Raw genomic sequence first — 12899 nt, 5'->3', positions numbered from 1 at the left:
GGTGTAAAACCCTGGTGCTGACGATAAGCGATTTTTATACTTCTGCTGCGGCAGAGGGCCGTGCGGGGCAGTTGCCCGGCGCGACCGCCCTGCCGCAGAAAACGCGCTATTCGTTGGCGGCGGTCAGCCCGGCCTTCTGCTTTTTATACGCCAGCGCCGCGGCCGGCACCGGCGCGGCTTTGCCGGTTTCCAGCCAGTCGCGCAGGCGGTTGGCATCCGCAAAATGGGTGTACTTGCCAAAGGCATCCAGCACCACCAGCGCCACCGGCCGGTTGTTGATCACCGTACGCATCACCAGGCAGTGTCCGGCTTCATCGGTGTAACCGGTTTTGGTCAGCTGAATGCGCCAGTCATTTTTATAAACCAGGTGATTGGTGTTGCGGAACGGCAGCGCATAGCTGGGGTGCTGGAACACCGCCGTCTCCTCTTTCGTGGTGCTGAGCTGGCCCAGCAGCGGATACTGTCGGGTCGCTTTCAGCAGTTTCACCAGGTCTTCCGCGCTGGAGACGTTTTGAATCGATAAACCGGTCGGTTCAACGTAGCGGGTGTGCGTCATCCCCAGCGCACGCGCTTTGGCGTTCATCGCGCGGATAAACGCATCATAGCCGCCGGGATAGTGGTGCGCCAGGCTGGCTGCCGCACGGTTTTCCGATGACATCAGCGCCAGCAGCAGCATGTTGCGCCGGCTGATCTGGCTGTTGAGCTTTACGCGGGAGAACACGCCGCGCATTTCCGGCGTCTGGCTGATGTCGACCGTCAGCATCTCATCCATCGGCAGTCTGGCATCCAGCACCACCATCGCGGTCATCACTTTGGTGATCGAGGCGATGGGACGCACCCGGTTCGGGTGGCTGGAGAACAGGACTTTATTGTTGTCGAGATCGACAATCATCGCGCTGCCGGAGGCGATCTGCGGCTGGGCAATCGGCGCCAGGTCCGACAGTCTGGTCGCGGCAACGGCTGGCGTCACGGCGGCGGGCGCGGCGATAAACAGCGCCAGCGACAGTAATGAAATACGCATTTTTACAGACATCGTGTCAAAAAAATCCGAAGTGGGGTTTTGCGCTGTGTCAGTGACACAGGCCGCACGCATCAGGCCTGACGGGACGCGGGCTGGCAGCAGCATCATACGCCGATGCCTGAGAAATTTCTTAGGTAGTTTGTTTCCGGGCGTTAAAAGCCCGGGCAGAAGAGACGGTCAGCGCGCCAACCCGCGCTGCCGGTAGCGGCGCGCTTGCGGGTGTCAGCCCGTGCGCCGCTACCTCGCTATGGCATTGATGTGGTTCAGAACAGTCGCGGGCCATATCCCCACAGCACCACGGTCAGCGCCAGCAGCACTTCGAATACCAGCACGCCAATGGCCAGCGTCGACCCGGAAAAACGCAGGCTCTCATCGCGGTCAATATTGAGAAACACCGGAATGCCCACATAGAGCAGATAGCCGGTGTAGAGCAGCGCCGCGGCACCGGCCAGCACACACAGCCACACCAGCGGATAGAGCGCCACCAGCCCGCTGATAAACAGCGGCGTGGCCACATAGCCGGCAAACACGGTGCAGCGCGCAATGCCCGGACGCTGCGGATAGTCACGTGCCATCCAGTGAATGACGCGGCCCATTACCCCGACGCCGCCCAAAATGATCAGATAAAACAGAATGCCCAGACCGAAACCGGTCAGAAGGTTGAGTTGAACATATTGCCCTTCACCCAGGTTCCACCCGAACTGTGTGGTACCGACAAAGGCGCAGATCACCGGGATCGCCGCCATCAGCAGTACATGGTGGGTGTAATGGTGTGAAACGCTCTCGTTTTCCTGCTTGATATCGCGCATTTCCTGGTCAGGATGCGACAGAAGACCCCAGACATGATTCATACAATCACTCCTCTGATGCGACGGGCTGCCCGTACTGCAATCAGCCGGATGGCGCAGGCAGCTTCCCTTCAAGTATAACCGGGACGCCTGTTTTTGCGGTCAGCAGCACAAAAAAAGCCGCCTGGGCTAGACTGTTACCAGGCCTGAATTCTGCATGGAGGATAAATTGCATCTCGATATCAATGGATTAATTACCCAGTATGGCTATCTGGCGCTGCTGATTGGCTGTATCGCCGAAGGGGAAACCTTCACCTTACTGGGGGGGGTGGCGGCACACGAAGGCCTGCTGCATTTCAGCGGCGTGGTACTGGCCGCGATGGGCGGCGGAATTATTGGCGATCAGCTGCTGTTCTGGCTGGGGCGACGTTATGGCACCCGCATCCTGCGCCGATTCAAAAAACATCAGGATACGATTCGCAAAGCCAACCGGCTGATTCAGAAACGCCCAAGTCTGTTTGTGATTGGCGTCCGCTTTATGTACGGCTTTCGTATCATCGGACCGATTATCATTGGCACCAGCCGCCTGAAGCCGCTGCGCTTTTTCGTACTGAACGTCATCGGTGCGGCAATCTGGTCACTGATTTTTGTCACGCTGGGCTATTTTGCCGGCGAAATCATTACGCCGTGGCTGCATAAACTGGACCAGCATCTCAAACACGTGGTGTGGCTGGTGGCGGCGATTGTCTTTGGCATCCTGCTGCGTTACCTGATCCGTCGCTGGAATCGCCGCCGTGCCGGTTAGCTGTGATAGCCCTTAAACTGCGGATTGGCCAGCATAAAACCGCCGTCGACAATGAAGGATTGCCCGGTGGTATAAGTCGCCCACTCAGAGCACAGCCAGGCGACTAAGCTGGCAATTTCGCGCGTATCGCCAGGGCGACCAATCGGAATTTCCGGCATGCGCCGGCTCTGGGTTTCGTTGTCGCTCAGATCGTTCATGGCGGTGGCAATCGCACCGGGCGCTACGGCGTTCACCAGGATATGGTGCGGCAGCAGGCTCAGCGCCATGGATTTGGTCAGGCCGCCCAGCGCATGCTTGGCGGCGGTATAGGCGGCGGCATCCGGTAGCGGCGTGTGTTCATGCACCGAGGTGATATTGATAATGCGCCCGCCGTCGCCCTGATCCACCATATGACGGGCGGCGATCTGGCCGCAGACAAACGCGCCATCCACGTCAACCGTCATAACCTGGCGCCACGCTTCAAAGCTCAGATCGAGAAAATCCGCCTTGTTCATGGTGCCCGCGTTGTTTACCAGCACGTCAATGCGCCCGAGCGAATTGATCAGCTGCGCCAGCTGCTGACCACCGGCTTGCGGGTCTGACAGATCCAGCTGCCGCACCTGCGCCTGCTGCCCTTTACTCTCCACCAGACGTGCCGTTTCGTGCGCGCCCTCTTCGTCCGAGCGCCAGGTGATACCGACGGTGTAACCGGCTTCTGCCAGCATAACGGCACAGCTGCGACCAATCCCTGAATCTGATGCGGTGACTACGGCGACTTTCTGTTTGCGCAGCGTCATAACGTTCTCCTGCTGAGTGGGTGTTCACACAGTATAGAAGTTATCGATCTGTGCCTCATGGCGGCCGACTTAACCGTCTCGGCTATAGTTAACAATCAGATAAGGTTAAGGAGGCAGGATGAGCACCGTTAAACGCAGAATAGACGACCACGGCGTCGTCGGCGATTTGCGCACCTGCGCACTGATTGCCAATGACGGCACCATTGATTATTTGTGCTGGCCGGCGCTGGACAGCCCATCGATCTTTGCCGCCCTGCTCGACAGCGACGACGCCGGTTTGTTCTCACTGGCACCGGCATGGCCGCACGCACGCCAGCAGCAGCTCTACCTGCCCGATACCAATATCCTGCAAACCCGCTGGCTGGATGAGACCGGTGTGGCCGAGATCACCGATTACATGCCCATCTGCGACGAAAGCAGCAAGGTGCCGCGGCTGGTGCGCCGCGTAAAGATGGTGCGCGGCTCCGCCACCTTTCATCTGCGCTGCGCACCGCGGCACGATTATGCGCGCGCTGACACCCGCACGGAGAGCCGTCCCGGCGGCATCGCTTTTCTGGCAGAGGGCCAGCCAGCGCTGCGCCTGAGCGCCACCGTGGTGATGACGCGCGAAGAGGACAGCGCGGTGGCGCAGTTTACCCTGCAGGCCGGCGAGCACGCAGAGTTTGTCTTCGGCAACGATGACGATCCGCATGTCGCGACCATCAACACCGAACGCTGTTTCCGCGACACGCTGGCGTACTGGCGGCGCTGGAGCAGCCACAGCTCCTATCGCGGCCGCTGGCGTGAGATGGTGACGCGCTCGGCGCTGGCGCTGAAGCTGCTGACCTCGCACCAGCACGGCTCCATTGCCGCAGCGGCAACCTTTGGCCTGCCGGAAGAGCCGGGCGGCGAGCGCAACTGGGACTATCGCGCCTCGTGGATACGCGATGCCTCTTTCAGCATGTACGCGCTGATGCGTCTGGGTTACGTCGAAGAAGCGCACGATTTTACCCGCTGGGTTGGGCGCTGCGTTGAGCACAGCCACGATGACACACCGCATCTGCAGGTGATGTACCGCCTCGACAGCGGGACCGAACTGCATGAAACCGAGCTGCTCAACCTCTCCGGCTACGCCGGTTCGCGCCCGGTACGCATTGGCAATGACGCCTGGCGGCAGACGCAGCTGGATATCTACGGCGAACTGATGGATGCCATCTATCTGGCGAACAAATATGGCGAAGCGATATCGCATCGCGGCTGGCGGCACGTCTCCAGCATGATCGATTACGTCTGCGATAACTGGAACCAGCCGGATGCCGGTATCTGGGAGATGCGCGGCGAGCCGGAGCATTTTCTGCATTCGCGGCTGATGTGCTGGGTGGCGCTGGACCGGGCGCTGCGCCTGGGCATGAAGCGCTCGCTGCCCATGCCCTATGCGCGCTGGGACCAGGTGCGCAGCGAGATACGCGACGATATCTGGCACAACTTCTGGAACGCGGAGTGCGGCCATTTCACCGCCACGCGCGGCGGGCAATATCTGGACGCTTCCATGCTGCTGATGCCGCTGGTGCGCTTTGTCAGCTCGACCGATCCGGAGTGGCTTGCCACGCTGGATGCCATTCGCGACAACCTGGTGAGCGACGGTCTGGTGCGCCGTTATAACATCAGCGAGACGCCGGCCGACGCGCTGGCGGGTGGCGAAGGCGCCTTTGCCGCCTGTTCATTCTGGTACGTAGAGTGTCTGGCGCGGGCAGGACGGGTGCAGGAGGCACATTTTGAGTTTGAAAAACTGCTGAGCTACGCCAATCCGCTCGGGCTCTATGCCGAAGAGTTTACCAGCCACGGCCATGCGCTCGGCAATATGCCGCAGGCGCTGACGCATCTGGCGCTGATCAGTGCCGCCTTTTTCCTGAACCGCAAACTCAGCGGGGAGGTGACGCTCTGGCAGCCGTAGTAAAATTCACATTTCGGGCTGACACGCAAAGAGAATAGTCTGTTAAGTGGTGGTTTTTGCGTAAAGTATCTTCAGCCGACACAAATCCTGATTCCCATCATTGCGCCTATGCACATATAATGCGCAGCGGGTCACACTGACCACGATGGGTTCGACACACTGACAAGCCTGAAATATGGCCATAACGACTTGTAAAAACATGAAAAAAAGCATTCGCGCGTTCGCTTCACTCGCCCTCGCACTGGCGGCGTTCAGCCAGTCGGCCTTTGCAGTCGTCTATCCGCTGCCCGCAGCAAATAGCCGTCTGATTGGTGAAAACATTGAAATCACTGTCCCGGATGACAGTAAACTGCCGCTGGAAGCCTTTGCCGCCCAGTATCAGATGGGCCTCAGCAACATGCTGGAAGCCAACCCGGGCGTAGACGTTTACCTGCCAAAAGCCGGCACCAAAATGGTGATTCCCCAGCAGCTGATCCTGCCCGACGCGCCGCGTGAAGGCATCGTGATCAACAGCGCTGAAATGCGCCTCTATTACTATCCAAAAGGCACCAAAACCGTGGTAGTGCTGCCTATTGGTATCGGTGAGCTGGGCAAAGACACGCCGGTAAACTGGACCACCGCGGTTGAGCGTAAAAAAGCCGGCCCGACCTGGACCCCGACTAAAGCGATGCACGCGGAGTATGCGGCGCGCGGCGAAAGCATTCCGGCCGTCTTCCCGGCTGGCCCGGATAACCCGATGGGCCTGTATGCGCTCTACATCGGCCGTCTGTACGCCATTCACGGCACCAACGCCAACTTTGGTATCGGTCTGCGCGTCAGCCACGGCTGCGTGCGTCTGCGTGCCGACGACATCAAATGGCTGTATGACAATGTTCCGGTTGGCACGCGCGTGCAGTTTATCGATCAGCCGGTAAAAGCCACCGTTGAGCCCGATGGTTCACGCTACATTGAAGTCCACAATCCGCTCTCGACCACCGAAGAACAGTTCAACTCCCGTGAACTGGTGCCGATCAGCCTGACGCAGGCCGTGACCAAAGTGGTGGCCGATGCCAGCACGAATCAGGATGCGGTGAACAACGCCATCCAGGCGCGTAGCGGTATGCCGACCAAAATTAACGGTCAGCCAGGCGAAGCGATGCCTGCCCCGGTGGCGGTTCAGGAATCGGCGGATGCCATGCCAAAAGAAGAGCCGATGACGCCGCAGGGTGCCACGGCAGTTGCGCCACAGGCCGCTGCGCAGCAGCCCGCTGACGCGCCGCAGACGCAGCCATCTGCCCCTGCCGCGCCGGCTGAGCCAGCGGCACCGGCTCCGGCACAGCCGGCCACCGGCAACAGCCTGTAAGGCGAAGCGTCATGGAAAAAGCCAGCCTGCGGGCTGGCTTTTTTATTGCCGGTGCACCGCCCGGCGCCGTTGATCGTCCGTGCCGGATACGCTTCCTGTCGCCGGAAACCCTCGCGCCGTCCCCCGCCCCGCCCGCGGTCAGCGGCGCTGACGGCAACCATCATGTCGCCGGACAGCGGGGTTAATTTTGTGGCCGGCGTAACGCCAGCCAGCCGGCTACCAGCGTAAACACCAGCACCACTATCACCAGCAGCAGAAAACCGTGCGGGTTATTCGCCAGCGGAATGCCGCCAACGTTCATGCCAAAGAAACCGGCCACGATGTTAATCGGCAGCGCCAGCACGGTAATCACCGTCAGCAAAAACAGCGTGCGGTTGCTCTGCTCCATCAGGCTGGCGGCGATCTCCTCTTGCAGCAAGCGAATACGCTCCATCAGGCTGGCAAGATCGTTCAGCGCCACGCTGAACTCCTCCGTAAAAATGCGTAGCTCCGCAAGTGGCTCACGGTTCAGCCATTTTGGCGGCCGGTTAAGCAGACGGAACAGCGCGGCCGGCTCCGGTGCCAGCAGCCGCTGCACGCGCAGCAGCATACGGCGCAGGCGCCCCAGTTCGCTGCGGTTTGCTTTGATCGCTGCACTCAGCAGCCGCTCTTCAATGGCGTCCACCGCCTGGCTGGTGCGCCGTACCACCTGCTCCAGCTGCGCCTCCTGTTCGCCCAGCAGCCACAGCAGCAGGGTATCCGGCGCGGTAAAAGGCAGCTGTTCAATCTGCTGATGCATGCGCTCAATCATCCCGACCGGCCGATAGCGGGCGGTTACGATCACCTGCGGACAGCACCAGATCCACAGCGTGGCATTCTGTGTGCTGCGCTCCTCCTGACTGAAGGTTACGTCATTGAGCACCGCCAGCAGGGCATCGTTTTGCTGCGCCAGGCGCGTACGCGGTGAGGCCGAGTGAATCTCGTCAAAGAAATCGTCGTCCACTTTAAAGTGGTCCTGAACCCAGCGCTCGGCCCGCGCATGATTGAGGTTAATGTGCAGCCAGAGAAAGCCGTTTTCCGGCAGCGTCTCCCCGGCCAGCCGGGTGGCCTCGCGGGCGTTAAGCCGCTGCGGCAGCGCCTGCGGCATAAACAGATAGCCGTGGATCAGACCGGCGACTTCATTATTGAAATCCGGCAGGGCGGCGAGCGGTAAGACAGGCTGGAGCATAGCGGCGTGATAATCCCGAAGCGGTCAGAGCCACAGCCTGCGACAGGAAGATGACAGCAGGATGACAGCGCGCCTGCCGATCATCATTCTGTCATACAAACCACGTATCACACTGCGATTAACGGGTGCCGCGTGCGCACCGTCAATCCACACCGGGGGTGTGTTATGGCTGAAAACAGTATTCCTGCATCATCATCCGCGCATAGCGGTCCCGATCTGAATCAGGGCAGCGGTCGCCTCTCGCGCATCATTTTTCTGGTGCTGCTGGTGGCGGGCCTGCTGTTTACCGGCATAAACCTGTTTAACGATGTTGAAGAAACCGGCGCGGTGGTCACCAGCTATGTGCCCTTTGTGCTGCTGGGCGTGGCGCTGCTGATTGCGCTGGGCTTTGAGTTTGTGAACGGCTTCCACGATACTGCCAACGCGGTCGCCACGGTGATCTATACCCACTCGCTGTCGCCGGGCGCGGCGGTGATCTGGTCCGGATTCTGTAACTTCATGGGCGTCCTGCTCTCCAGCGGCGTGGTGGCCTTCGGCATCATCTCCCTGTTGCCGGTGGAGCTGATCCTGCAGGCGGGCAGCGGGAACGGCTTCGCCATGATCTACGCGCTGCTGTTTTCCGCCATTATCTGGAACCTCGGCACCTGGTATTTCGGCCTGCCCTCCTCCTCGTCACATACGCTGATCGGCTCAATTATCGGCGTCGGCGTGGCCAATGCGCTGCTGCACGGCCGCAGCGGCATGAGCGGCGTGGACTGGGACCAGGCGCTGAAAGTGGGCTACGCCCTGCTGCTGTCACCGGTGATTGGCTTTGTCTGCGCCGCCGTGCTGCTGCTGGCAATGAAAGCGCTGGTACGCAATCGCCATCTGTATGAAGCGCCAAAAAGCAACCGCCCGCCGCCTGCGTGGATTCGCGGCCTGCTGATCCTCACCTGCACCGGAGTGTCCTTTGCCCACGGCTCCAATGACGGCCAGAAAGGCATGGGGCTGATCATGCTGATTCTGGTCGGCACGATGCCCATCGCTTATGCCCTGAACCGTTCACTGCCACCGGAGCAGATCCCGCGCGTGGCGGCCCTGACGCAGGTCACAGAACAGCAGCTGCTGGCGCTGCAGTCGCCGCCAGCGGCGATGCCGGCACCGCGCGACGTGCTGACCGAATTTGTGCGCACTAACCAGAACCGGCCACAGGTGCTGCCCGCGCTGGGCATGATGCTGGGCGATATCGGCGAACAGATTCGGCTGTACGGCTCGGTGGAGAATATCCCTGCCCAGGCCGTCACCAATACCCGCAACGCCATGTATCTGGCGTCCGAAGCAATCAAGCACCTGAAAACCGCCAATGTGGCGCTGCCGGAAGAGACGGCGCGCAATCTGGCGGCGGTAAAAAGTGAGCTGGATGCCGCGACCCGCTTTATTCCGATGTGGGTAAAAGTGGTGGTGGCGATCGCGCTGGGTCTCGGCACCATGGTTGGCTGGCGGCGCATTGTCATTACCGTGGGCGAACGCATCGGTAAAACCCACCTGACTTATGCGCAGGGAGCCAGCGCCGAGCTGGTTGCCATGGCAACTATCGGCGCGGCTGACGCCTTCGGCCTGCCGGTCTCCACCACCCACGTGCTCTCTTCCGGCGTCGCCGGCTCCATGGCGGCCAACAAATCCGGCCTGCAGCTGGCCACGCTGCGCAACCTGGCCATGGCATGGGTGCTGACGCTGCCGGTCTCGGTGCTGCTGGCCGGCCTGCTCTATGCCCTCTTTGTTCACTTGTAACGGGGAAACATCATGGCCACACACGACAATGGCTTCCGGCGCGAAACGTTCAATCAGCGTCTGCTGCAGGAGTTCTATGACAGCTACGATGAAGAGCTGGAGATGGAGCTGGACGATCTGCGCTTCAGCGCTGGCGACAGTGGACAAAGCGACGATGCTAAAGCGTTTCGCCACCGCTACTTCCGCGAGCTGCTGCACCTGCAGGGCGAGCTGGTCAAGCTGCAGGAGTGGGTGATGCGCACCGGCCACCGCATGGTGATTCTGTTTGAAGGACGTGATGCGGCGGGCAAAGGCGGCGTGATTAAACGCATTACGCAGCGTCTGAATCCGCGCACCTGCCGCGTGGCGGCGCTGCCGGCCCCCAACGACCGGGAGAAAACACAGTGGTATTTTCAGCGTTACATCGCGCACCTGCCGGCGGCCGGTGAAATGGTGCTGTTTGACCGCAGCTGGTACAACCGGGCCGGCGTGGAGCGCGTCATGGGGTTCTGCAACGCCGCTGAGGTGGAAGAGTTCTACCGCAGCGTACCGGAGTTTGAAAAAATGCTGACGCGCAGCGGCATTCAGATTGTGAAGTACTGGTTTTCTATCACGGATGAGGAGCAGGAACTGCGCTTTCTCAGCCGGATCCACGACCCGCTCAAACAGTGGAAGCTGAGCCCGATGGACCTGGAGAGTCGCCGGCGCTGGGAGGATTACACCGAAGCCAAAGAGGAGATGCTGGCGCGCAGCCATATTGCGGAAGCGCCATGGTGGGTGGTGCAGGGCGTCGACAAAAAGCGCGCGCGCCTCAACTGCATCAGCCATCTGCTGCAGCAGGTGCCTTACGAAGAGAGCGAGCAGAAAACCATTATGTTACCGATGCGCGAGCGTCATGAAGACTATCGCCGCGCACCGGTGCCGGAGCACATGGTGGTGCCGGAAAAATATTAACGGCTGAGCGTCTGCACCGCAGCGCGGCGGCCGTGCTGCTGGAGCCGCAGAGTGATCAAAAACGCCCCCAGCACCATCAGCGCTGCCGCCAGATAGACCGACTGCATGCCCCAGTGGCCAATCAGCAGGCCTGCAACCGGCCCGGTCAGCCCGAGGCCTAAATCAAGAAACGCCGAATAGGTGCCCAGCGCCGAGCCCTGGTCCTGCGGCGATACGCGCCTGACCGCTTCGACGCCAAGCGCCGGAAACACCAGCGAGAAGCCCGCGCCGGTGAGAAACGCCCCGACATCCACCAGCGCGCTGCTGTCCGCCTGCCAGATCAGCAGCAGACCGGCGCACTCCAGCACAAACGACAGCAGCGCGACGGTCAGGCCGCCAAAGCGGGTGATATAGCGCCCGCACACCAGCCGCACCAGCACGAAGCCCAGGCTGAACAGCGTGAGCGCAAACGCCGCCCCGCTCCAGCCGCGGCTGGCGAAATAGAGCGTGATAAAGGTGGAGATAACGCCGAAACCAATGGTGCCGAAGCCCAGCGCCAGACCAAACAGCCAGACGCGGCTGACCACGCGATGAAACGGAATGCGCACGCCCGCCGTAACGCTCACCGCCGGTTTGCCACTGGCCATCCAGAAACCCACCATGCCCATCAGCGCCACCAGTCCGGCAAAGCCGCTGAGGCCAAATCCCTGGTTAAGCAGCACGCCGAGCGGTGCACCCAGCGCCATCGCGAAATAGGTCGCCACCCCGTTCCAGGAGATGACCCGCGCCGTCTGCAGCGGTCCGACAAGGTGCATCCCCCACAGCGTTGACCCGGTGCTGCTGAAGCTCTCCCCGACGCCGAGGAACAGCCGGCCCAGCGCCAGCAGCGCCAGACTGAGCAGCGGCACCGCGCTGCATAGCGCCGCACCGAGGGACAGTACCCCGCTCAGGCCGCAGCACACCAGCCCCATCATCACCACGCGTTTGGGCCCGTAGCGATCGGCCAGGCGGCCGGAGTGCGGGCGGCTGAGCAGCGTGGCAAAGTACTGCAGGCTGATGATAAGCCCGGCGACAAATGAGCTGAAGCCCAGCTGGTTATGCACGAACCCCGGCAGCACCGCCAGCGGCAGCCCTACCGACAGGTAGCAAAAAAAGGTGAAGATGATGACAGAGAGAATGCGTTTATTTAACTGAGCGTTACTCAGTGCAGCGGCGTCAGACATGGAAGATGGGCGTCAGGTGCGTGGGTGGAAACGAACCTCCACTATACCGATTAGCACGCTAAGGATCGCGGCTTTTTTACTTTCACTGCGCGGCGGGAAAAGGCAGCCGCAGGGTACGCCCCTGCGTCATGCCGCAACCAGCGGGCAGGCATTACCCGGTGTGACAGGCAGGCGCGTGTATCTGTGCTGCATGACGCTCAATGGCGGCAGCAATCTCAGCAGAGACGCGCAGCGTGCGGATCTCACTGAACAGGCCGTCCGCCTCCGTGTAGGCTTTACGCAGATAGCCGAGCCACTGTTTGATACGCGCAACGTGATAGTTGCCGGTGTCGCCCTGCTTCTCCAGCTGCGTGTACTTCAGCAGCAGTTGCACCACCTCAGCCCACGCCATCGGCGCTTCATTATACCTGACCACCCGGCCCAGATTGGGGATGTTGAGCGCACCGCGTCCCAGCATTACTGCGTCACAGCCGGTAATGCGCAGACACTCCTGCGCATCCTGCCAGCTCCAGATTTCGCCATTGGCAATCACCGGAATCGACAGCCGCTGGCGGATTTCACCAATCGCCTGCCAGTTAATGCACTCCGCGCGATAGCCATCCTCTTTGGTGCGGCCATGCACCACCAGTTCACTGGCGCCGGCCTGCTGCACCGCGTCGGCGATCTCAAAGCGCCGCGCGCCGGAATCCCAGCCAAGCCGCACTTTAACTGTGACCGGCAGGTGATCCGGCACCGCTTCCCGCATCGCCTTCGCGCCGCGGTAAATCAGCTCCGGATCTTTCAGCAGGGTGGCACCGCCGCCGCTGCCGTTAACCAGCTTCGATGGACAGCCGCAGTTGAGGTCAACGCCCCAGGAGCCCAGCTCCACCGCACGGGCGGCATTTTCCGCCAGCCACTCCGGGTACTGGCCCAGCAGCTGCATCCGCACCCGCGTGCCGGAAGGCGTGCGGCTTTGGTGATGCAGCTCCGGGCACAGACGATAGAAGGATTTTACCGGCAGCAGCTGATCGACCACGCGCAGAAACTCGGTGACGCACAGGTCGTAATCGTTCACGCCGGAGAGCAGCTCACGGACCAGTGAATCCAGCACGCCCTCCATGGGCGCCAGTAAAACCCGCATCG

General features: G+C 61.1%; 12 protein-coding genes. 6 read left to right on the top strand and 6 right to left on the bottom strand.

Annotated elements, in window-relative coordinates; translation table 11 throughout:
* Positions 1-106 precede the first annotated feature (106 nt).
* Positions 107-1033 carry a D-alanyl-D-alanine endopeptidase gene (pbpG, locus tag D8B20_RS05675; RefSeq protein ID WP_145887925.1) on the bottom strand — a complete coding sequence of 309 codons (927 nt, stop codon included), beginning with the start codon at positions 1031-1033 and terminating at the stop codon, positions 107-109.
* A gap of 251 nt (positions 1034-1284) precedes the next feature.
* Complete coding sequence (locus tag D8B20_RS05670) at positions 1285-1872, bottom strand: Yip1 family protein (RefSeq protein WP_145887923.1); 588 nt, start codon at positions 1870-1872, stop codon at positions 1285-1287.
* Between the two features lie 166 nt (positions 1873-2038).
* Here D8B20_RS05670 and D8B20_RS05665 point away from each other — a divergent pair, with 166 nt between their 5' ends.
* The gene (locus tag D8B20_RS05665; RefSeq protein WP_145890416.1) at positions 2039-2614 is read left to right on the top strand and encodes a DedA family protein; all 576 of its coding nucleotides are present in this window, start codon (positions 2039-2041) and stop codon (positions 2612-2614) included.
* Here D8B20_RS05665 and D8B20_RS05660 read toward each other — a convergent pair.
* On the bottom strand, positions 2611-3390 hold the full coding sequence (locus D8B20_RS05660; RefSeq protein WP_145887921.1) for an SDR family oxidoreductase: 780 nt from the start codon (positions 3388-3390) through the stop codon (positions 2611-2613). The genes D8B20_RS05665 and D8B20_RS05660 overlap by 4 nt on opposite strands.
* Before the next feature lie 118 nt (positions 3391-3508).
* On the opposite strand from D8B20_RS05660, the gene D8B20_RS05655 reads away from it, so the two are divergent.
* The 3 genes from D8B20_RS05655 to D8B20_RS21550 all read left to right on the top strand — a co-directional run bounded on the left by D8B20_RS05655 (position 3509) and on the right by D8B20_RS21550 (position 6850).
* Positions 3509-5323 carry a glycoside hydrolase family 15 protein gene (locus tag D8B20_RS05655; RefSeq protein ID WP_145887919.1) on the top strand — a complete coding sequence of 605 codons (1815 nt, stop codon included), beginning with the start codon at positions 3509-3511 and terminating at the stop codon, positions 5321-5323.
* A 199-nt stretch (positions 5324-5522) separates the two neighbouring features.
* Positions 5523-6665 carry a L,D-transpeptidase family protein gene (locus tag D8B20_RS05650; protein ID WP_145887917.1) on the top strand — a complete coding sequence of 381 codons (1143 nt, stop codon included), beginning with the start codon at positions 5523-5525 and terminating at the stop codon, positions 6663-6665.
* A gap of 11 nt (positions 6666-6676) precedes the next feature.
* Positions 6677-6850, top strand: a complete 174-nt coding sequence (locus tag D8B20_RS21550; RefSeq protein WP_186454404.1) for a hypothetical protein — start codon at positions 6677-6679, stop codon at positions 6848-6850.
* Here D8B20_RS21550 and D8B20_RS05645 read toward each other — a convergent pair.
* A complete protein-coding gene (locus D8B20_RS05645) occupies positions 6847-7872 on the bottom strand; it encodes a CorA family divalent cation transporter (RefSeq protein ID WP_145887915.1) in 1026 nt (341 codons plus the stop codon). The genes D8B20_RS21550 and D8B20_RS05645 overlap by 4 nt on opposite strands.
* 165 nt (positions 7873-8037) lie before the next feature.
* On the opposite strand from D8B20_RS05645, the gene D8B20_RS05640 reads away from it, so the two are divergent.
* Positions 8038-9642, top strand: a complete 1605-nt coding sequence (locus D8B20_RS05640) for an inorganic phosphate transporter (protein WP_145887913.1) — start codon at positions 8038-8040, stop codon at positions 9640-9642.
* A gap of 12 nt (positions 9643-9654) precedes the next feature.
* The gene (gene ppk2 / locus D8B20_RS05635; RefSeq protein WP_145887910.1) at positions 9655-10575 is read left to right on the top strand and encodes a polyphosphate kinase 2; all 921 of its coding nucleotides are present in this window, start codon (positions 9655-9657) and stop codon (positions 10573-10575) included.
* On the opposite strand, the gene D8B20_RS05630 is transcribed toward ppk2, so the two are convergent.
* A complete protein-coding gene (locus D8B20_RS05630) occupies positions 10572-11777 on the bottom strand; it encodes an MFS transporter (RefSeq protein ID WP_145887908.1) in 1206 nt (401 codons plus the stop codon). The genes ppk2 and D8B20_RS05630 overlap by 4 nt on opposite strands.
* A 151-nt stretch (positions 11778-11928) precedes the next feature.
* On the bottom strand, positions 11929-12897 hold the full coding sequence (dusC, locus tag D8B20_RS05625; protein ID WP_145887906.1) for a tRNA dihydrouridine(16) synthase DusC: 969 nt from the start codon (positions 12895-12897) through the stop codon (positions 11929-11931).
* Positions 12898-12899 lie beyond the last annotated feature (2 nt).

Origin of the sequence: Candidatus Pantoea soli (genome assembly GCF_007833795.1) — a bacterium.
Taxonomy (GTDB): domain Bacteria; phylum Pseudomonadota; class Gammaproteobacteria; order Enterobacterales; family Enterobacteriaceae; genus Pantoea; species Pantoea soli.
The sequence above is the reverse complement of the archived record's forward strand: the minus strand, read 5'-3'. Positions and strand labels throughout refer to the sequence as shown.